This is a genomic window from Pseudomonas sp. GW821-FHT04D07 (assembly GCF_059420225.1).
Map to the genome: position 1 here is coordinate 54,925 of NZ_JBWKTH010000008.1, position 20,497 is coordinate 75,421.

Sequence of the window (20,497 nt, forward strand, 5' to 3'; positions counted from 1 at the left end):
CTGCTTTTCTCTTATCCATCGAATAATAAATAAATAAATCGGAATCGGAGCTTCGGATGTCTGTACCCAGCGAGACGGTTACTCAAACGATTTCCTACAGCGATCTGGTGGCCTTGCTTGCCCAGATCTTCCAGCACCATGGCACCTCGGCGGAAGTCGCCCGGGTCCTGGCCGAGAACTGCGCCAGCGCCGAGCGCGACGGCGCCCACAGCCACGGCGTATTCCGCATTCCCGGGTATGTCTCCACGCTCGCCAGCGGCTGGGTGGACGGCAAGGCCATTCCGCGGGTCGAGGATGTTGCTTCCGGCTTTGTCCGGGTCGATGCCGCCAACGGTTTCGCCCAGCCGGCCCTCGCCGCCGCCCGGGCGTTGTTGCTGGAAAAGGCCCGCAGTGCCGGGATCGCCGTGCTGGCGATCCGTAACTCCCATCACTTCGCCGCGCTTTGGCCGGATGTCGAGCCCTTTGCCTATCAGGGGCTGGTGGCCCTGAGCGTGGTCAACAGCATGACCTGCGTGGTGCCCCATGGCGCCGAGCGTCCGCTGTTCGGGACCAACCCGATCGCCTTTGCCGCGCCGCGGGCCGGTGGCGATCCGATCGTGTTCGACCTGGCCACCAGCGCGATGGCCCATGGCGATGTGCAAATTGCCGCCCGCGAGGGACGCAGCCTGCCGCCCGGCATGGGGGTGGACCGCGACGGCCGGCCGACCTGCGATCCCAAGGCGATCCTCGACGGCGGCGCGCTCCTGCCGTTCGGTGGCCACAAGGGCTCGGCGTTGTCGATGATGGTCGAGTTGCTGGCGGCGGCGCTGACCGGCGGGAACTTCTCATTCGAGTTCGACTGGTCGAAACATCCAGGCGCCAAGACCCCCTGGACCGGGCAGTTGATCATTCTTATCGATCCTGCCAAAGCGGCGGGACAGGACTTCGCCGAGCGTGCCCGGACGCTGGTCAGCCAGATGCAGGGGGTCGGCCTGCAGCGGCTGCCGGGGGACCGGCGTCACCAGCAGCGGGCCGTGTCGCTGCGCGACGGGATCGTCCTGGCCGCGGGCGATCTGCAACAGTTGCGCGCATTGGCCGCTCAGTAGGGCGTGTCGCCTGGATGTAGCGCATCCCGGGAGTAGGTTGATGCCTGCCTATTGCACGGGATGGTATTCGGCTGGCCTGCCCAAATGGGCGAGCAATAACGCCAGGGAGTCGGCGTTGTCCAGGATGACATCGATTCTTTTCTCCTCATTGGCAAAGAAAATCCGCCGGGCGTCATCCAGGTCTTGCGCTCCGGTCAGTTGCAACACGCGCTGCAAGGGCTTTCCAACCACGTCATACCAGTGCAGGTCGTAAGCGTCGCGTTCCCTGAACAATTCGTTGGCGGGGGTACTGCTGGAGAAGGAATGTTGCTGGACCCGCTCCAGGGCGTTGTGGCGATCTTTTCCCTCTGATGTGCTGGTATTGAGCAGGTCGAGGAAGGGGCGGCAGGCATCCAGATAGACGAGGTCGAGTGTGTCGAGCACCAGATGGCTGACTTCATGCAACAGCACCGTGCCCATGCTGTGCCCCTGCATGTCGAAGGTTCTGGGGTGTATGGGCAAGTAGATCTGGAAGCCGGGATTGAAGAAGCGCTCGGTGAAATAGATTCGCCTGGCGACCTCGGTAGGCAAGGTAAATGCCTGAATGCCGTGCTCCGGGTACAGGGCCGAACCCACGACATAACGTGACGAGGTCTCGGGATTGAGCGACGGTTTGAGCAGTTCCCCGAGCATCATATGTGCGCGGAATCTGATTTTCCTCAGCGTACCTTGGCTCACCGAGGCGATATCGAAGAACTTTTCCACGAACAGGCGGCGTTTTTTATCCAGGGGCTTTTCGGCAAAAAGTCGCTCGGTGTTCTTTATGGCTTCGACCAGGTAGGCCACCGCTTGTTCATGGGCGTGGCGGATCATGCGGGCACGGTTGGGGTAGAACCGGCGGATATTTTCCATCCCGATGGCCTGCACGCGTATTTCCTCGCGGATCGTCTGGCGGTTCGCGCAATGATCAAACAGTTTCATGGCGACTTTCCTCGACGCAGTGGCCTTGCAGGTTGAATGACCAGCGTTGGTGGCGGTCCTGTTGCAGCCAGGGTCCGTGCGCGGCGCCCTTGACGATGCGCCAACGGCGGTCGTCTTCCTGGACCCGGAAGACTTTCCCGCCGACCACCGCGAAGGTGTTGCCGCTGCTCGGCTCCTTGTGCAAGCCGGTAGCCTGGTCCAGGGTCATTTCCTCCAGCATGTCCTCATGGGCTTCATAGTCGAGGAGCCGGGTCTTCTGTCCAGGCGTCAGGCGGCTGCTTCCCCAGAGCGGCGCGGGAAAGGGCGACTCGATGACTTCCTCGGTTGGCGTTGGCGCGATGTCGGCCAGGCTCGAACGAACCCATCCGCGGCGCGCCACCGCCAGTTGCGCCAGGCTGCTGGCGAATTCCTCGAGCGCCTCGCCCCAGCGCTCCTGCCAGGCCTTTTCCGCCGCATCCTTGAGTTGCGGGAGGGTCTGCCAGATGAGCAGCGGCAAGCGTAATCGACCGAGCATGTACCTCTCACCCTGGTAAAGACCGCCCTTGAGCCAGGACAGAACGTTGTGCCAGGCTGGGCCCTGGTTTTGCACGTTCTGCCGGCCGAGCAGGTTCTTGAGCAGCGCGTTGGTATCCTGGTAGAGCCGGTGGAAGAGATTGCCGTGCAGCGGATTGTCACTGAACGCCAGGCTGGCCCGCTGCGTGCTGAGCACCTGCCGTGCGTAGTGCTCGCGCCGCGCCGGGGCAAGTCTTTCGAGGACCTGTTGTTGCAAGCTGTCCGAGTCCTTGAGGTCGGCCTGCAATGCCGTTTCATCGGTGTATTCGCGGAAAATCGGTTCTGGCCCCTGTGGCGTGAACAGGATTCGCGGACCCTGCTCACCGGGTTTCGGGCCGATCAGGTAGAAGCCAGCCACGGGATCGGCTGCCGACTCGGCGTCGCTGATCAACTCCAGCGGACGCAGGTCGATGCGCTGTCCGTTCAAGGGTTCCCGGGCGAGGCCGTCCGGCATTGTCAGCAGGTGCTTGATAAAGTTGTGGGCGGTGGCGGACAGGGTCTTGCGGATCACCTGGGTAAAGGCCTGCAGCAGGCTTTGCCAGAAAAAATGTTGGCGAAAGAGCGGTCGGCGTTGCGTCAGGTTGGACAGGTAGGCATCGAGCAGGTTGGCATAGTGGTTGCCAACAGCGGCCTCCTGCACCAGGGTCTTGAGGCGATCAGGGGTCAGTGCCTTGGGCAGGACGCCTTCCAGCAGGCGAACGACGAACGAGCCTTGGTCGATGTCGTCGAAGTGCCGCAGGGCGAAGTCGGTCAGTGATTCACGGATGATCTCGGCCGTATTGCGCGACGTCAGCGACAGGCTGATCTTGTCGGGGTCGAGGCGGGCCGCCGGAAAGTCCCGTGACAGCAGGCTCATGACCTTGGTCCGGGCGGTGTCGCGGATATCGGGAATGTCGTGGTGATAGTCAGCGGTCGTCGCGGCATCCTGGCGATAGCGATCGAACAGGCTCGCCAGGGCCAACTGCCGGCTGTCGCTGGTGCCGGCCAACCAGGGCGGCAGTGCCAGGTGCAGGGCGGCGTTCTCGGCGACCTGGATGGCTTTTTCCAGCGTGGGTACCGTTGCGTGAGTGTCCAGGCAGGACTGCAGGTGCTCGTGGAAGTGCTCGGCCGGGTACGTGCGGGTGGTGGCATGGGCCAGGTCGCCCATCACCTTGTCGACCAGCGAATGTTGTTGATAGCCGCTGAACCTGTTGTGAATCAGTTCAAAGCCCAGGGCCGGATAAGCCCGGTGGTTGCTGGGGTGGTTCTGCGGGATGGGCAGATTCGCCGGGCGTTCGCTTCTGGCGATATTTTCCAGCAGGGACAGGCGCTCCACGGGGTCATGCAGGCGCCGTTGCAGTTCGACTTCGGCGGCGTGAAACGAGTGGAAGGTTTCCGCCCCCTGGACCGGGGTCCATAGCTGCACGCTGCCGCAATGCTCGTTGTCCAGGCCGCCGCGCTCAGTCAGCAGGTAGCAGTTGCGCAGTTTGATCGACGGCGCCGCCGCGTCGATCCTGAGCGTCAGCGCGAAGGCATCCGGAATAAAGCCGCGCAAGCCCGGACGCTGGTCCCGTCGATGGCTGTCGAGCAGGTTGTCGAGTACCTCCAGGTCGGTTTCGCTCAAGGTGTCCTGCAGCACCTTGAGTTGGGCTTCGCGGCGCAACCCGTTGCTCACGGCCTCGCTCAACGGCTCGGACAGTTCGCCATACACCGCGCGCAGCCGGCGCAGGTAGTGCCCGAGAAAGTCCGGCAGGAGCTTGTCGACGAGCGTATTGAGCAGCGTGATGTCCAGGTTGGAAACCCGAGCCCAGTGACCCTCGCTGTCCTTGCTGAACAGACCGCTGTGGCTGGCCTCTGCCAGCGCGCCGGTGTGCTGGGTCAGATGAAGGCCTTCAGGGTCGGGCGTTGGCGCAGGCCTTCGGTGATTTTACCCTTGAGTTCGTTCAGGCTTTTCAACTGATACCTGACGGTGTCCAGGGTCGGTGTCAGTGTTCGCTGCAAACCCAGTGTCACAGACCTCTCGCTGGGCGATAGATCCAGGCGGTGGCTCCATCGACCCAGTGGTGCGAGCGCAACCAATCGCGGGTCGATCAGGGCGCGGACATCCAGTGCTCGTTCGAACGCCGCGGCCAGGGCCAGTGCGCCGTTGCTGCGGCGATAGCGCATGAGCACGTAGGCCACGTTATCCAGTTGCTTGGCGACGATGTTATTGAACAGCGCCTTGAACATCGCTGGATTGCCCGCTGCCAGCGTGATTTCGAGGCTCTGCGAGTCCTTCAGATCGGCACGTTCGCGCAGTGACAGGCCATGGCGCAGATCATCGCCTTGATCCGGGTCCTGAAGCTGGGTCTTGACCGAGGCCAGCACTGAGCGCTCGCTTTCGAATGCCTGCAATCGACCGACGCCATACAGGAAAAAAACCGGGTGTTGTTGGCGGTCGTTGCGCACGACGAAGGCATTGGCCAATACGCCGGTGAGCCCGTCGGTTTTTACATTCAGGGCGTAGAGCGTCAGCTCGCGCAGTCTTGAGGTATCCAGCGGACAGAGCCCGCACAACGGGTAGAAGTCCTCGGGAGCGAGGATGTTCCAGTCCTGTTCCTGTTGGAGCAGCTCGGCCCGAAAGCGCGTGCCCATGGCGTCGACAAACAGGTCCTGGCGTGACAGCCCGTTGTCGAGGGGTTCCTTCCAGAAGGCGCGCAGTGCGCTTTCCAGATGGCTGTACAACTGGCTGGAGAGATTCGCCAGCGTCCTTTCCCAGATGACGGTATCCGTCGCCGAGGAGGAGTAGCCGGGCGCGATGAACTCGCGGCTCTGCCCTTTGGGCCAGGCGCCCCGGTTGTAGAGTTCCAGCAAGGTTTCGCTGAGTAACCGGGTTGAGAGTTGCTGGAGTGGGAGCGTCGCCGTGCCCCCGTCCGAGACCGGTTTTTCATAGCTGATCACCCTCAGGGCCGTCAGGCTGACCTGGGGGAAGCGCTTGCCCAACTGGTTCTCGAACAGTGGGTTGAGCAGGGACTTCAGTGTCGGCAACTTGAGCAATTCGTCATGCAGGTGCTTCAGGTTGTAGTCGAGGTAGGTTTCGATGGATTGGCGTCGATCGCTCAGGACGATCCCCAGGATAGGTCCCGAGACCAGGGTGGGGGGCGGCTCATAGCGGATGGCGGACCTGATCCTGAGGGCGACGAAACGCAGCAATTCGTCGCGTTGCGGGGGCTGGCCCAGGCGTTCGAGTAGTTTTTTTCGCGCCAGCTCGCGGTTGTCGAAAGGCTCCAGGCCGAACCCCGGGGTACAGAGGAACACTCGGTGCCCCGGAGGGCCGCTGACCAGGAAGGTTCCGGCCAGCTCGGCCGCCGGAGAGCCTTGCGCGACGATAAAGAGCTTATCCACGGACATCGGCGGATCGAGTGCCTGGCGGGCGTCCTGGTTGGCCAGGAACAGGTTGCGCAACCAGTTGCGTTCGGCGGTTTCGATCCGCAGGGATTTTTCCAGCGGGCTGGGGGTGTCACGCAGCTCCATGGCCTGGGACAGGTAATAGACAGCAGGTTGGTCGGACATGTTCTGTGCCTTCGTTCATGTTGACGAGGGGCGGGTTTTTGCCGTGCTCGTGAAGGACAGAAACGCTACAGGAGCTGCTGCGACGGGCGGCGTTAGATAGTGCTGGCGTGTGTGAGCCCCCGCCGTGAGCGGCAGGGGGAGGGTTGTTCACCCCTATCGGGTTCAGGCGGGCGGACCGCTGAAAATCGGGTAGAACTCCAGGGGCCGTCCCAGGTAGCTGGTGAGCAGGGCAAGCGAGTCCGCGTTGTCCAGGATGACATCGATTCTTCGCGCGTCATTGTATTGAAACTCCCAGCGCGCATCGTCCAGGTTGGTGCTGTGGGTCAGCGTCAGGACTCGTTTGAGTGCCGCGCCGTCGATATCGTCCCAGTGGCCGGTGACCTCGTCCTGAACCCGGAACAATTGTTTGCGGGGGGTGAGTGGCGACAGCGCGCTCTCTTGCATCTCTTTCAGCCACTCTTGCAGTTCACGGCCATGGGGCGTGGACGTGTCGATCAGATCGTAGAAGGGGCGGAAGGCATCGAGGTAGGCGATATCCACGGTATTGAAGACCACGTGGCTGAACTCATGGAGCAGGATGCAGGCCATATTGTGCAGCGTGGTGTTGAAGGTCCTCGGCTTGATGGGCTCGTACTCCTCCAGCTGGGGATCGAAGAACAGCTCGTTCAGATAGATTTTCTGGGTGCGGTCGCAGGTGATCACGAAAGCCGCGCACATCCGCTCCGGCCTTCTCGAGGCGCCAACGACATAGAGATCCGAAAAGTAAGGTGAACGGGCGGGGGACAGCAGCTCCAGGAGCAGTTTGTCGAATATTCTGTTGATTCGCTGGTTCAGGGCTCGACTGATGATCGTGAGGCCAAAGAATTCCTTGAGATAAAGGTGGCGCTGGTTATCGAGCCGGGTGTTGGCCGTCAGCGAGCCCAATCGTTGCCGGGCGTTTTTCAGATAGGTTACGGCCAAGGCGTGGGCCTGCCCGATTTGCCGGGCCTTGTCCGGATAGAATCGCTTGATCGCGCGCATGCCCGCGGCCAGCACCTTCGCCTCGAAGCGCACGGTCTGCCGGGTGGTGATGCGATCCACCAGCCGACCCACGTGCCCACCCCCCAACAAGCGGCCCTTGAGGTCCAGGTCCCATTGGTTTTGCGCATCCTTGCTGAGCCATGGCCCTTTTTCCCGAGCGGTGACGATCCGCCAGCGGCCATCCTCCCGTTGAACCTGGAACACTCGTCCGCGCACGGCGGCGTACTGGCTCTGGCTGGCCGAGTCGGTGTAGATGTCCCGAGAGCTGTCGTGGTCCAGATCGTTCAAGGCGATGTCGTGGACTTCGTAGCCGAGCAAACGGTTTTGTTGCTCCGGGATCAGGGCCATGTCTCCCCAGGCGTGCGGTTGCGGGAAGGGCGAGGTGACCGGGGTTGCTGGAGTGGCTGCTGGTTCGGTTGGCTTCTCGCCGGATTTCAGGCGGTCGCCGAGGAGGCTGGCGGCCGAGGGCTTGCGCGCCAGCGCCAGTTGCACCAGGGCATCGGTGAACGTCTTCAGCGCCAGGCTCCAGTGACCTTTCCAGGCATTGTCCGCGGCGTCTTTGAACTGCGGCAGGGTTTGCCAGATCACCCTGGCCATGCGGAGTCGACCGAGCATGAAGCGGGCGCCCTGGTGCAGTTGCTCGCCAAGCAGGGTCACCACGGTGTCCCAGGCCGGGTGTTGCCCTTTGACGTTCTGCAAGCCCAGCTGTGTTTTCAGCAGGTGGGTCATGTCGTTGTAGAGTCGGTGCAGGAAGTTGCCCTTGATGATGTTCCAGGTGAGGTTGACGGCCTGGAGACTGAACAGCTGTGCGCTGTAGTACGGGCGCACGCCGCTGGAAATTCTGCCAAGGACCAGCTGCTGCAAGGCCCCGGGTTGGCCGAGTTCGGCCATGAAGGTCGCTTCGTTCGGGTATTCGCGCAAGGCGCTGTGCTCGTCGTAGGGGCTGTAGAGCACCAGCGGACCGCGCGTGTCGGGGCGTCCGATCAGGTACAGGCCCAGGGCCGTGTCCGCGGCTTTCTGGGCCCGGCGCAGCAGCTCCAGCGGGCGCACGATAATCTTGCTGTCGCCGAGCAGGGTCCGGGCAAGGCCGTCGGGCATGCCCAATACATGCTTGATAAAAGCGTGGGCCTGGGCGGACAGCGATTTGCACAGGTACTGGCGTAGCGCGTGTTCGAGGCTCTGCCAGATCAGCTGTGGGTTGAACAGCGATTGACGCTCGGGGACCCGCTTTTCAGCGTGGGACAGATGCGAGTCCAGCAGCGCCGCGTAATGGGTGCCGATGTCCGCTTCCTTGATCAGGGTGTTCAGGTGCGTGACCGTCAAACCTTCCGGGAGGGCGCTGGCCGCCGAGAGTGTTATCGCGGCGTTGTCGATCTGGTCGCGATGCAACAGCGCGTAATCGCTCAGTGACAGCCGCCTGGCGCTCACGGCATCCGGGTTCAGCAGCGACAGCTGCAAGGTGTCCCGACCCAGGTGCAGCGTGGGAAAGTCCCGGGCCAGCAGGCCGCGGATTTTGCTCCAGGCGAAGTGTCCGATGGCGGGGATACCGTGATGGTAGTCCATGGGGTCGTCGACCTGTTGCCGATGCCGGTCCAGCAGGGCGGCCAGGGCCAGTTGTTCGTCGGCGTCGGCATTCGCCAGCCAGGCCGGCAAGGCTGCGCTGAAGCAAGTGTTCTGGGCGGCTTCGATGGCCTTTTCCAGGGGGGCCAGCGAGGCGTGCTGGAGCAGGCAGGATTCGAGGTGACGTTGCAGGCCAACGGCCGGCAGTTGTGTCGTGGTGGCCAGGGCAATGTCGCCCAGTGCCTTTTCGACCACGGAGTAGACGCGGTCGCTCAGGAAATTGTTCGGGATGCGCTCGAAGCCGATGCGCATGCCGTTGTACGGGATGCCCGTGGAGAACGCTGCGGGACGCTGCTTCTCGAGCAGGTTTTCCAGGAGCAAGGGGCTCTGGTTCGGGCTGTGCAGACGTCGATTGAGTTCGCTTTCGGCGCTGTGCAGTGAGGCGAATGCCTCGATGCCAACGGCCGGTGTCCACAGCAGCGCGCGCCCCGAATTGAGCGGGGCCAGCCCGCCCCGTTCGGTGATCAGGAAGCAATTGAACAACTGGCGCGGCAGCGATTGCTCAGCGGTCATCAGCGTGAGGCCGAAGGCGTCCGGAATGAAACCGCGCAAGCCTTTGCGCTGAGGACTGTCCGGATTGTCGAGGACGCTTTCGAGCAGCTCCCGGGCATAATCCTCCAGGGTACCGGCGTGTACTCGTTGTTGTGCTTCGTAGCGCAATCCCTTGCTCAGGGCGTCGCTGATCAGAGGGGTGAGCGGCGAGTAGATCGAGCGCTGTTCACGCAAAAAGCGTGGCAGGAAATCCACCAGCGCGGCGTCGACGAGTTGATTGGCGGTGGCCATGTCCAGGTGGCTGATCCTTGACCAACTGCCGTCCCGGGCGTGACTGAACAGACCGTTGTCCGGCTGTTTCGCCAGCGGCGGGAGCAGACCGACCAAGCGTTCCAGAAGGTGCTCGACCAGGGTCAGCGACCTGATCGGCTGGGGGGCCTCCTGCTCGGTCCAGTCGCTTTCGTACTGGTTGATGTAAACGGTCGTCGGGTCCAGGTCGGCCCGCTTCATATTGATCAATTCATTGCGCAGGCTGTTGTGCGCGAAGGTCATGAGGTCAGGGCGCTTGACCAGTTCGCTGCCGAGCCGCACTTGCAGGGCCGCGAGCGTGCGCCACTGCTCTTTGGCACGGGTCTGCAGCGCTTCGACCGGCTCGGGAGGCTTGGCTGCCGGCCGGCTCGGCTCGTCCGTCGACAGGTCGAGACGGAGGCTCCAGCGTTCCCGGGGACCGATCGACTGCAGTTTGCCGTTGATCATCGTGCGGATGTCGAGGGCAACCTCCAGGGCGGCCGCGAGATCCAACTGACCATTGCTCCGGCTGTAGCGGGCCAGTATGTATTCGACGTTTTCCAGTTGCTTGGCGATGATCGCTTCCAGCCGGTTCTTGAACACGGGCTGGGCGAGGCTGTCCAGTTGCATGGCCAGCGCGGGGAACCGCCGCAGCTCGGTGAGTTCGCTCAGCGACAGGGTTTCCGGCAGTTCCCCGCCGCGTCCGACATCATGCAGTTCCTGCCGGAGAAAGTTGTTCAGGGCATCCTGGCCGTTGAGCTCCACCAGCCGCTCATAGGTGTAGACAAACAGCGAGCCCGGCCTGACGGACTCGTCGCTCACCAGGAAAGCATTGGCGAGTGCGGTCGTGGAGGGTTTTGTGGTGGTGTAGCCGAGGCTCTTGATCCGGGTGTCGGGCAGTCGCTCGGGTCTATGGGGGTAGAGAGCGGACAGCCAGTAGTGTGTCCTGGCGCCGATGCTGTCCCATTGCATTTGCTTGAGCAGTTCGGTTCGCCAGCAGGTGCCCATGACCTCGGTAAAAAACACACGGCGTGAGTAGCCGTTATCCATCTGGCCGTTCCAGTAGCTTTCCAGCTCGCTTTGCAAGCGTGTCTTCAGGCTGCTGGAGATCGTCGTCAGGGCGGCTTGCCACTGCTCGACATCGGCGGGCGCCGGGTTGTATCCGGGGGCCACGAATTCGCGGGTTTGGTGGGTGGACCAGACCCCTTCGCGATAGTGTCCGAGCAACGCTTCGGCCAATGACTGAGCCGCGACTTGCCGAGGTTTCAGGTCGGTAGCGCCATCACTGCCGTTTCGCGGGGCGCGCTCGTAACTGAGCATGTTGACGGTCGCCAGGTTGACGTTGGCAAAGCGTCGGCCCAGTTCGTCGACGAGCATCTTGTTGAGCAGCGCTGCCAGCGTGGGCAGCTTGAGCAACTCCGCGTTCAAGGCTTGCAGGTTATATCGCTCATGGCGATCGATGGAGCGACGCCGGTCCAGGAAAACCGCGCCCTCGATAGGTTCTGTCTTGAGTGTGAGGTGTACGTCGAGGTTGATCCTGCTCTTGATATCGAGCGCGACGAAGCGCAGCAATTCATCGCGCTGGCTCTCGCTGCGCAGGCGCTCGAGTACGGTGTCGGTGGCCTGTGTTCGTGTTTCGAAGTGTTCAAGGCCCAAGGCCGGTGTGTAGAGATACGAACAGTCCCCGGTACTCGGACTCATCAGGAAGGCACCCGCCAGATCCACGGGCGGCAGACCATCTGCGTTGATGATGATTTTTTCGACAAGCATCGGATCCTTGAGCGCCTGGCGGGCGTCCTGGTTGGGGAGCTGGACGTTTCTCAACCAGATGCGATCAGCCTGGGTGATCTTCAGCGCTTTTTCCCGGTCGTTGGGGGCGTCGCGCTGTTCCAGGGCTTCGGAGAACTCGTAAGGATAGGTATCGAGGGTCATGGCTTTTGCCTTCGTGCGTACTGACGAACCGCGGGGCGCTGGCAGGCCAGGCTTCGCGGGGGATGGCAAAAACGCTATCGAGTGGCGGGGCAGTGGGGTGGTAGATAGTCCTTCGCAAGATCGTGTCCCTTGCCGGGCGACAAGGGACTATTGGCATCGCGCTGGATCAGTGGCGACGGCCCAGCAGCAGGCCGACCACCAGGCCGAAACCGGCGGAAATCGCCACGGTCTGCCAAGGATGCCCGCCGATATAGGTTTCGCTCGCCTCGACCATCGGCTGGGTGCTTTCACGCACGTGGGTGACGCAGTCCCGCGCCTGCTTGAGCTTCTGGCTGACCTGGCTGCGCAGGCTCTCGCCGGCCTCGCCCACCTGCGAGGCGCTTTCCTTCAGCAGCTTTTCCGAGTCCTGGATCAGCGCTTGCAGCTCGCTGAAGGCCTGGTCCTTGATCTGGTCTTCGGCGGCTTGTACGGCGGATTTACGGGCCATGGTGATCTTCCTTTCAAGTGAATGAGGGGATGAACAATCTGAGTCGGCTGGGTCGTTGAAAGTTGCAAACTTTTCCGCCATGGCCCTGGGGCGAGCCAAAATCCTCGGCAGGATATTTCCATCGGCGGTGTAAGATATGCCTCTATTTACACCGCAGGATTTTCCAATGAGTTTCAATCTGGCTAACAAGTCCCTGGCTGAGCGTGCCGCCCTCGAGGACGAGAAGTCCCGGCTGTTCGACCTCTGGCAGAGCAACCTGGGCAAGGCCAAGGGCGAGGCCGCGCGCCTGTTCGGCGAGCGCGCCAAGCGCAAGGGCAAGTGGGCCGAGTGGGTGCGCGCGGAGCTCGACACCCTGTCGCCGCCGGAATATACCAGCATGGTGCGCAGTGAGGTCAATCGCCTGATGGCGGCCAAGTAAGCGCGGGGTTCACTCCACCCGGATGATGTTATAGCGCTGGGCCACACCGCTGACCTTGATCGCCACCTCGTCGCCATCCTGCTTGCCCAGCAGGGCACCGCCCAGGGGCGAGCGCGGACTGATGACGGTGATCAGCCGGCCCGCGTCCTCGATCTTGAGCCCGGCGGCATCGGGCGCCAGGAATAGCCATTGTTCGCTGCCGTTCTCGGCTTCGAGTGCCAGCAGGGCCCCCAACTGGATACCGCTCTGTTCGTCATAAGGACGCAGGAGCAGCTCCCGGCAGCGCTTGAGGGCCTGGCGGATTTCCTCCATGCGCCGGGCTTGGCCGGTGGCCAGGTACGAGGCCTCCAGGCCCAGGGTGTCGTACTTGTTCTCGGCGACGTTTTCCTCGTGGGTCGCGGTTTCGTAGGCGGTTTGTGCCGCGCGCTGCAAGACGCCGAGATCGACCTCCAGCTGTTCGAGAAGCCGTTGATGCACGGCGTGCTTGTCCATCACGCTGAGGTCGCTCAATTGCAGAACTGCAGCACGTTGGCGCGGCTCTTGTCAGTGGGCGCGGTCTGGTCCTGTTGCAGCCAGAACTGGCACTTGGGGTTGGACAGGTTGCGATAGCTGCTGCGAGCCTGTTCCAGACGCTGCTGTTCTTCGTTCCTGGAGAGGTTCTGCTTGTACTGCTCGAACATCTGCGTCGAATCGCCGCCGCTTTGCGGCGCCGGTGTGCTGACGGCGGGGACCGGGTTGCTCAGTTGGCGGGCGGCCTCGGCCAGCGGCGCCAGGGGCTGCGGGACAAAGATTCGTGCCAGCACCCAGGCGGTCAGGGCCAGGGCCATGACCCCCAGCCAGATACCGAGGGCAATACTGGCGGTCAATTGCAGTGGATTGAGGGTGATATAAAGGGCGCGACGCACTTGTCGGCGGTAAGGCATGGTGACCTCCTGGCAGGGCGATTCGGAGCAAAGCCGCATTGTTGCATGAAGATTAATCGACATCGGCTCTTCTGCGCGCACGGATTTATGCGGACAATCGGCGCTTTTGCCAAACGGAGCCCGGAATGAAGGCCACCTGGGATATTTTCTGTACGGTTGTGGATAACTTCGGCGATATCGGCGTGACCTGGCGCCTGGCCCGGCAACTGGCCGCCGAACATGACTGTGCCGTGCGTCTGTGGGTCGATGATCTGCGGGCCTTCGAGCATCTGTGCCCGGCGATCGATATCGGGCTCGACCGGCAGTTACAGCGTGGCGTCGAGGTCTGCCGTTGGTCGGCGCCCTGGTCGCCCGTGCCGGCGGCCGATGTGGTGATCGGCGCCTTTGCCTGCGCGTTGCCCCATGAGTACATGGAGGCCATGGCGGCACGGGACAAGGCGCCGTTATGGCTCAATCTCGACTACCTGAGCGCCGAGGACTGGATCGTCGGCTGCCACGGGTTGCCGTCGGTCAAGTTCAAGCAGGTGCAGAAATTCTTCTTTTTCCCCGGTTTCCAAGCCGGGACCGGCGGCCTGCTGCGTGAAGCCGGGCTGCTGGAGCAGCGCCGGACCTTTGTCCAGGATCCGCGGGCGCGTGGCGATTTCCTGCGTGAACTCGGCGTCGAGCCGACAGACGGTGCACGGCTTATCTCGTTGTTCGCCTATGAGAATGCGGGGCTGGCCAGTTGGCTCGATGTCCTGGCGGCCGATAGCCGGCCAACGCAGTTGCTGGTGCCCGTGGGCCGGATCCTGGGCGATGTCCAGCGCTGGCTGGGGATCGAAGGCCTGGTGGCAGGTGCCCGTGAGGTCCGTGGCCGCCTGACGGTGCAGGTGTTGCCGTTCGTCGCCCAGGAGGATTACGACCGTCTGCTGTGGAGCTGCGACTTCAACGCGGTGCGCGGCGAAGACTCGTTCGTCCGCGCGCAATGGGCGGGGCGGCCCTTGCTCTGGCACATCTATCGGCAGGAGGACGACGTCCACCTGGACAAGCTGGAGGCCTTTCTCGGGTTGTACACCCAAGGCCTGTCGGCGCCGGCCTTGGCGGCGTTCGAAGACTGGTGGCGGGCCTGGAATAGCGCTGGGGACATGGCCGCGAGCTGGAATGCACTGCTGGAAAACGAGCAGGAACTGGCCGAACATGCCGAACGCTGGTGTCTGGAACAGGCTTCGCGGACTGATCTTGCCACGGCGCTGGTGAAGCTTTACCTAAATTGGATATGATATGCGGCCTAGATTTATGTACATCCCATCCAAATTCGGATATTCGCAATGAAAACTGGTAAAGAACTGAAACCCGGGACCGTGATCCGTCTCGAAAACGATCCTTGGCTGGTTCAGAAAGCTGAATTCACCAAGTCCGGTCGTAACAGCGCAATCATGAAGACCAAGCTGAAGAACCTGTTGACCGGTTACAAGACCGAGATCGTCTACAGCGCCGATGACAAACTGGACGACGTAATCCTCGACCGCAAAGAAGCGACCCTGTCCTTCATCAGCGGCGACTCCTACACGTTCATGGACACCTCCGACTACACCATGTACGAGCTGAACGCCGAAGACATCGAGGCTGTTCTGCCATTCGTGGAAGAAGGCATGACCGACGTCTGCGAAGCCGTGTTCTTCGAAGATCGCCTGGTTTCGGTAGAACTGCCGACCACCATCGTGCGTCAGATTGACTACACCGAAGGTTCCGCTCGCGGTGACACTTCCGGCAAGGTGATGAAGCCTGCCAAACTGAAGAACGGTACCGAACTGTCGGTTGCTGACTTCATCGAAATCGGCGACATGATCGAGATCGATACCCGTGAAGGCGGTTCCTACAAAGGCCGTGCTAAATAAGCACTGCTTTTCGCCGCACGAACAAAAAAGCCCGGATATGCTCCGGGCTTTTTTGTATCTGCTTGTTTCTAGATGGTGCCACGGTCCCTTGTAGGGGCGAGCTTGCTCGCGATTGTGCTGCAAACACCGCGGGGTATCAGGATGCCCTCGTTATCGTTGGCGCCCATCGCGAGCAAGCTCGCTCCTACAGGTGTTCTTTCAGTTCCTGTGACGCCTGCAGCATGGCCGAACGCACTTCCGGTACCTGGCTGACCACATTGAGCAAGCCGAAGTCGTGGATCATGCCGTTGTAGCGCACGCTGGTCACCGGCACGCCGGCTTCATCCAGCTTGCGCCCGTAGGCCTCGCCCTCGTCACGCAGCACATCGGACCCGGCGGTCTGGATCAGCGCCGGCGGCAGGCCCTTGAGCTGATCCGTCGTCGCGCGTAGCGGCGAGGCATAGATCTCGCTGCGTTGCTTGGCGTCGGTGGTGTAGTTGTCCCAGAACCATTTCATCATGTTCTTGCTGAGGAAGTGCCCCTCGGCGTACTGGTTGTAGGAGGCGGTCTCGAAGCTGGCATCGGTCACCGGCCACAGCAGCAGCTGGAACTTGATCGCCGGCGTGCCCTTGTCCTTGGCCATCAGGCTGACCACCGCGGCCATGTTACCGCCGACGCTGTTACCGGCCACGGCCAGGCGCTTGCCGTCGACATTGATCTCCTTGCCGTGTTCCGCGACCCATTTCGTCGCGGCGTAGGCCTGGTTGATCGCCACCGGGTAGTGGGCTTCCGGGGACGGCGTGTAGTTGACGAACACCGCAGCCGCCCCCGACCCGACCACCAGATCACGCACCAGCCGTTCGTGGGTGGGGAAGTCCCCCAGGACCCAGCCGCCACCGTGGAAGAACATGAACACGGGCAGCGTGCCCTTGACCCCGGCCGGCCGGACGATGGTCAGCTCCAGCGGCTTGCCGTCGACCTGGATGGTCTTCTGGCTGACGTCGGCGCGCGGCAGGTTCAGCTTGACCCCCGACTGCGCACCGGACAGCACGGCCCGTGCTTCTGTCGGCGTCATCTGTTCCATCGGCTTGCCGCCGCCGCTGTTCAAGGCATTGAGAAACGCCTGGGTGTTGTGTTCGACATCACCGGCGAAGGCGCCCTGGACGGACAGCGCGAGCAGGGTACCGGTCAGGACTTTGCTGAAAGTGTTCATGTGCGGATCCTTAAGTGGCGAAAGGGTTAGACGGTGACGTGCAGGCGGACGTCGACGTTGCCACGGGTGGCGTTGGAGTACGGGCAGACCAGGTGGGCCGCGTCGACCAGACTCTGCGCGTCGGCTTGTTCCAGGCCCGGCAGGCTGATGTGCAGGTCGATATCCAGGCCGAAACCACCAGGGATCTGGCCGATGCCGACATGGGCGGTGATCGCGGCGTCGGCCGGGATCTGGCGCTTGGTCTGGCTGGCAACAAATTTCAACGCGCCGATGAAGCAGGCCGAGTAACCGGCGGCGAACAGTTGTTCCGGGTTGGTCGCCGCGCCGCCGGCACCGCCGAGTTCTTTCGGGGTGGCGAGCTTGACGTCGAGGATTTGGTCGCTGGAAACAGCACGGCCGTCACGGCCACCGGTGGAGGTTGCGATTGCGGTATAGAGCGTTTGCATGATGAGCCTCGTCGTTTCAAGTTGGTGTGTGTTGCGCTAATTGTTTGCGCGTTAACTAAGTACGAGGCAAATGTACCTCGCAAGTATTTTGCGCGCAAGATAAATTTTCAAAAAAGACAGGGTTCGGTTTTTTGCGCTGGATCGAGGAGGGAGATTAACGGTAACCGCGAAGGGGTTACCGCGAGCCGGATCGCCCTTGCAGCTAGGAGCCGTCCGGCTTTTCTGTAGGCGCTGGCTTGCCAGCGATGAGGCCTGCGTCGCCTATTCGGAGGTCATCGCCGGCAAGCCGGCTCCCACAGAAAGATGTTTCACCGCGAGGAAATGGTCGTGCCTGGCCTCTGTAGGAACGACCGCTCGACGCTCGATTACGGGTGATCAGCACGAAGCGCTGAACGGGGAAGGGTCAGAGGCTGTCTTGCAGATGCCCGCGCAGGGCCACCAGGTCGGCCTGGAGGGTGCGCAGGCGTTCCAGGGAGTCGCCGCTGGCGGCGAGAATGCATTGCGGGATACCCCGCGCCTGCTCGCGCAAGGCCCGGCCCTGTTCGGTCAACTCGACGATGACCACGCGCTCGTCCTCCTTGCTCCGGGTCCGACTCAGCAGCCCCTCGCTTTCGAGGCGCTTGAGCAGGGGGGTCAGGGAACCCGGGTCGGTCAGCAGGCGCGTGCTGATCTCGCCCACGGTCAGGCCGTCCTTTTCCCAGAGCACCATCATCGCCAGGTATTGCGGGTAGGTGAGGTTGAGGGCCTGGAGCAGGGGTTTGTAGACCTTGGTCATCAACAACGAGGTGGAGTGCAGGGCAAAGCACACCTGGTTGTCCAGGAGCAGGTCATCACAGTTGTCGCGGTTGCTGGTCATCACTAAAGCCTTGTGCGTTACGTTCGATGAATCTAGCGGTCGAATCTTTAATGTGCCAGAGAATTTTCCCGGCCTAGTGTCATCCCAGGCCGCTTTGCAGGGCCAGGTCCCAAGGCGGTACGGGGCTGAAACGCCCCTTGAGGAACTCCAGCAGCAAGCGGCTGCGGGAGTTGGCCGGTTGTTCCAGGCGCAGTGCATAGACCCCGGAGCTTTCCGGCGCCGGCAGGCCGTTTTCGCAGAATAGCGGCAGTAATTCACCGCGCAGCAGGTATTCGCTGGCCAGCCACGTCGGCAGATGGGCGATGCCCAAGCCGGCCAGGGCCCCGGACAGCAGGGCCTCGGCGTTGTTCGAGGTCATGCGGATGCGCGCGGGGCGGTGCAATTGCATCTGTCCGTTCTGTATGAAGCGCCAGGCCATGAACGGCGCCAGCGCGTCCCAGTCCAGGCCGTCATGTGTGCTCAACTCGCTCGGATCAGTCGGCGTACCGCGATTGTTCAGGTAGGTGGGACTGGCACAGGCGATCCGTACGATGCTCGCCAAGGGTGTGGCCACCAGGCGGGTATCGGCCATTTGTCCGGCGCGCAGCACCAGGTCGACCTTGCCCAGGTTGGAACCGTGCATGTCGACGAAGCTGTCGATCAGGTGCAGTTGCACATCCAGGCCCGGGTAGTCGGTGAGGAAGTCGGCGATGGCCGGGGCCAGGTGGCGGCGCCCGAAAGCCGCCGGCGCGTCGACCCGGATCAACCCCTCGGGGGCGTTGCTCAGGGACACGGCCTCGGCCCGGGCCAGACGCAGTTCGGCGACGATCCGCCGGGCCCGTTCGGCGAACGCCAGACCGGCGGGCGTGGCCCGGACCGCATGGGTGCTGCGAATGAACAGGCGGCTACCGAGCGAGCTTTCCAGGCTGTCGATCCGGCGTGCCACGGCGGACGGGGTCAGCGGATGCAGGCGGGAGGCGGCGGAAAAACTGCCGGTTTCCAGTACATCGAGAAACAGGCCGAGTTGATCGGTCAGGGTTGTAGGATTCATACAGAATCGCTTGTGCGAGATTGGCATAGCCATTGTGCGTTGCTGTGCGTTTCCGCGCTAGCGCGGACTGCGTAGCATGAAGGCCATTGAGTGGGGAGACGGCTGTGATCGAATTGATTGAGTACCTGGTACTGGGCGTCGTGATGGGCGGGGTGGGTGGGATATTCGGCATTGGCGGCGGGATGATCGCGATTCCGGTGCTGGGCATCCTGTTCGGCCTCGACCAGCAGTTGGCCCAGGGCACGGCACTGGTGATGGTGGTACCCAATGTGGTGCTGGCTCTGCATCGTTATAACCAGCGCAATCGCATCGAGCTGCGTCACGCGCTGCCGCTGGTACTGATGAGTTTCTGCTTTGCCTGGTTCGGCGCCCTGTGGGCGGTGGGACTGGATCCGCGCAGCATGCGCCTGGGCTTTGTCGGTTTTCTCCTGGCGCTGGCGCTGTTCTATCTGGTACGCCTGTTCATGGCACCGTCCCCGGTGTCGGCGCAGATGCGTCACCCCTGGCCCTGGCTGGGCGTGCTGGGCGCGGCCTCGGGCACCATGGGCGGCTTGTTCGGCGTCGGTGGGGCGGTGGTGGCCACGCCGTTTCTGACCAGCGTCTTCGGCACTTCGCAGGTGGTGGCCCAGGGCCTGTCGCTGGCCTTGGCGTTGCCCAGCACCAGCGTTACGCTGGTGACTTATGCGGTGCATCAGGAGGTGGACTGGCGCATGGGCATCCCCATGGCCATTGGCGGTTTGATGAGCATCAGTTGGGGGGTGAAAGTGGCCTACGCCTTGCCCGAGAAAGTATTGCGCGGCCTGTTTTGCGCTTATCTGGTGCTCGGCGCGCTACTGCTCAGCTTTAAAGTTTGAAACCGTCGACGATGTGCTCGGCCAGGCATTCGGTGATCGGCGAGGGTTTGTTCAGGTTGCGCACCAGCATGATATTGGCCAGCGGTAACTGGGGCAGTCCTTCGGCCTCGCCGAGAATGCGCAAGTCCTGAGTGATCAGGCTTTCCAATTGCGCGGTGACCGCCAGCCCGGCGCTGACCACCGCCATGATCGCCGCCAGGCTGGAGCAGTTGTAGGCCAGGCGATAATCCCGGCCTCGGGCGTCCAGCGCGTTGCAGACCCACTCGGTGCAGAAACAGTCGTTGCCAGGCATGGCCAGGGGAATCACTGCTTGTTCATGGGTGCTGAAACACCGGGCTTCGGCCCAGACCAGACGCTCCTGGCGCAGCATTTGGCCGAGTTCGTTGCCTGGCTTGCGGGTGACGATGGTCAGGTCCAGGTCCTGGCGTTGCAGCAATTGCGCGGAGGACTCGCAATTCACTTCGATCTGAATCAATGGGTAGAACTGCGCAAAATGCGAGAGGATGCCCGGCAAAAAACGCATCACGTAGTCGTCCGGCACCCCGATACGGACCATGCCGACCATATGCGGATCGCGCAGGGTGTTGAACACTTCACTGTGTAACTTGAGAATTCGCCGGGCATAGCCGAGCAGGACCTGTCCCTCGACCGTCAACCTGACCTGGCGTCCGTCGCGTTCGAACAGTTGGCGCTTGAGCACGTCTTCTTCCAGGCGTTTCATCTGCATGCTGACAGCCGATTGGGTGCGATTGACCAATTCACCGGCCTTGGTAAAGCCGCCTTGATCGGCGATCGCGACAAAGGTGCGCAGAACGTCGGTGTCGATGCTCGGGTAGTTGGTCAATTCATCAATCTCTGAGATGTATTGCATAAGAAACATTCGTTGGATTGATCTTAGCGCCAGGCACAGACTTTAGTCATCCCCAACAGGAGG

General features: G+C 62.3%; 17 protein-coding genes. 5 read left to right on the forward strand and 12 right to left on the reverse strand.

Annotated features, from left to right (window positions below):
- Positions 1 to 56 precede the first annotated feature (56 nt).
- Positions 57 to 1,085 carry an Ldh family oxidoreductase gene (locus tag AC07T0_RS12655; RefSeq protein WP_495001492.1) on the forward strand — a complete coding sequence of 343 codons (1,029 nt, stop codon included), beginning with the start codon at positions 57 to 59 and terminating at the stop codon, positions 1,083 to 1,085.
- 48 nt (positions 1,086 to 1,133) lie between these two features.
- Here AC07T0_RS12655 and AC07T0_RS12660 read toward each other — a convergent pair whose 3' ends face one another.
- The 5 genes from AC07T0_RS12660 to AC07T0_RS12680 all read right to left on the reverse strand — a co-directional run bounded on the left by AC07T0_RS12660 (position 1,134) and on the right by AC07T0_RS12680 (position 11,967).
- Positions 1,134 to 2,045: a hypothetical protein gene (locus AC07T0_RS12660; RefSeq protein ID WP_495001493.1), complete on the reverse strand. Its 912-nt coding sequence runs from the start codon at positions 2,043 to 2,045 to the stop codon at positions 1,134 to 1,136.
- Positions 2,032 to 4,251, reverse strand: coding sequence for a dermonecrotic toxin domain-containing protein (locus tag AC07T0_RS12665; RefSeq protein WP_495001494.1), 2,220 nt, complete (start codon positions 4,249 to 4,251; stop codon positions 2,032 to 2,034). The genes AC07T0_RS12660 and AC07T0_RS12665 overlap by 14 nt, the downstream gene beginning before the upstream one ends.
- A 203-nt stretch (positions 4,252 to 4,454) precedes the next feature.
- On the reverse strand, positions 4,455 to 6,128 hold the full coding sequence (locus AC07T0_RS12670; protein ID WP_495001495.1) for a hypothetical protein: 1,674 nt from the start codon (positions 6,126 to 6,128) through the stop codon (positions 4,455 to 4,457).
- Between the two features lie 162 nt (positions 6,129 to 6,290).
- Complete coding sequence (locus AC07T0_RS12675) at positions 6,291 to 11,480, reverse strand: dermonecrotic toxin domain-containing protein (RefSeq protein WP_495001496.1); 5,190 nt, start codon at positions 11,478 to 11,480, stop codon at positions 6,291 to 6,293.
- Positions 11,481 to 11,646: 166 nt separating this feature from the next.
- The gene (locus tag AC07T0_RS12680; RefSeq protein ID WP_495001497.1) at positions 11,647 to 11,967 is read right to left on the reverse strand and encodes an ElaB/YgaM/YqjD family protein; all 321 of its coding nucleotides are present in this window, start codon (positions 11,965 to 11,967) and stop codon (positions 11,647 to 11,649) included.
- A gap of 166 nt (positions 11,968 to 12,133) precedes the next feature.
- On the opposite strand from AC07T0_RS12680, the gene AC07T0_RS12685 reads away from it, so the two are divergent.
- Positions 12,134 to 12,385 carry a hypothetical protein gene (locus AC07T0_RS12685; protein ID WP_495001498.1) on the forward strand — a complete coding sequence of 84 codons (252 nt, stop codon included), beginning with the start codon at positions 12,134 to 12,136 and terminating at the stop codon, positions 12,383 to 12,385.
- A 9-nt stretch (positions 12,386 to 12,394) separates the two neighbouring features.
- Here the strand turns inward: AC07T0_RS12685 and AC07T0_RS12690 are convergent, their stop codons facing one another.
- Both AC07T0_RS12690 and AC07T0_RS12695 read right to left on the reverse strand, forming a co-directional pair.
- Positions 12,395 to 12,877 carry a GreA/GreB family elongation factor gene (locus AC07T0_RS12690; RefSeq protein ID WP_495001607.1) on the reverse strand — a complete coding sequence of 161 codons (483 nt, stop codon included), beginning with the start codon at positions 12,875 to 12,877 and terminating at the stop codon, positions 12,395 to 12,397.
- A gap of 14 nt (positions 12,878 to 12,891) precedes the next feature.
- Positions 12,892 to 13,308 carry a hypothetical protein gene (locus AC07T0_RS12695; protein WP_495001499.1) on the reverse strand — a complete coding sequence of 139 codons (417 nt, stop codon included), beginning with the start codon at positions 13,306 to 13,308 and terminating at the stop codon, positions 12,892 to 12,894.
- Between the two features lie 125 nt (positions 13,309 to 13,433).
- Here AC07T0_RS12695 and earP point away from each other — a divergent pair, with 125 nt between their 5' ends.
- Together earP and AC07T0_RS12705 are read left to right on the forward strand one after the other, a co-directional pair.
- The gene (gene earP, locus AC07T0_RS12700; protein ID WP_495001500.1) at positions 13,434 to 14,567 is read left to right on the forward strand and encodes an elongation factor P maturation arginine rhamnosyltransferase EarP; all 1,134 of its coding nucleotides are present in this window, start codon (positions 13,434 to 13,436) and stop codon (positions 14,565 to 14,567) included.
- Between the two features lie 48 nt (positions 14,568 to 14,615).
- Entirely contained in the window at positions 14,616 to 15,185 is a 570-nt protein-coding gene (locus AC07T0_RS12705) for an elongation factor P (RefSeq protein WP_177094868.1), read from the forward strand.
- Positions 15,186 to 15,369: 184 nt separating this feature from the next.
- On the opposite strand, the gene AC07T0_RS12710 is transcribed toward AC07T0_RS12705, so the two are convergent.
- From AC07T0_RS12710 to AC07T0_RS12725, 4 genes are all read right to left on the reverse strand, one after another.
- Entirely contained in the window at positions 15,370 to 16,377 is a 1,008-nt protein-coding gene (locus AC07T0_RS12710) for an alpha/beta hydrolase (RefSeq protein WP_495001501.1), read from the reverse strand.
- Positions 16,378 to 16,403: 26 nt separating this feature from the next.
- A complete protein-coding gene (locus AC07T0_RS12715) occupies positions 16,404 to 16,823 on the reverse strand; it encodes an organic hydroperoxide resistance protein (protein ID WP_495001502.1) in 420 nt (139 codons plus the stop codon).
- 403 nt (positions 16,824 to 17,226) lie between these two features.
- A complete protein-coding gene (locus tag AC07T0_RS12720; protein ID WP_495001503.1) occupies positions 17,227 to 17,679 on the reverse strand; it encodes a MarR family winged helix-turn-helix transcriptional regulator in 453 nt (150 codons plus the stop codon).
- Positions 17,680 to 17,758: 79 nt separating this feature from the next.
- Positions 17,759 to 18,709, reverse strand: a complete 951-nt coding sequence (locus AC07T0_RS12725; RefSeq protein ID WP_495001504.1) for a LysR family transcriptional regulator — start codon at positions 18,707 to 18,709, stop codon at positions 17,759 to 17,761.
- 104 nt (positions 18,710 to 18,813) lie between these two features.
- On the opposite strand from AC07T0_RS12725, the gene AC07T0_RS12730 reads away from it, so the two are divergent.
- Positions 18,814 to 19,563, forward strand: a complete 750-nt coding sequence (locus AC07T0_RS12730) for a sulfite exporter TauE/SafE family protein (RefSeq protein WP_495001505.1) — start codon at positions 18,814 to 18,816, stop codon at positions 19,561 to 19,563.
- On the opposite strand, the gene AC07T0_RS12735 is transcribed toward AC07T0_RS12730, so the two are convergent.
- Positions 19,553 to 20,407, reverse strand: a complete 855-nt coding sequence (locus AC07T0_RS12735) for a LysR family transcriptional regulator (RefSeq protein ID WP_495001608.1) — start codon at positions 20,405 to 20,407, stop codon at positions 19,553 to 19,555. The genes AC07T0_RS12730 and AC07T0_RS12735 overlap by 11 nt on opposite strands.
- Between the last annotated feature and the right edge of the window lie 90 nt (positions 20,408 to 20,497).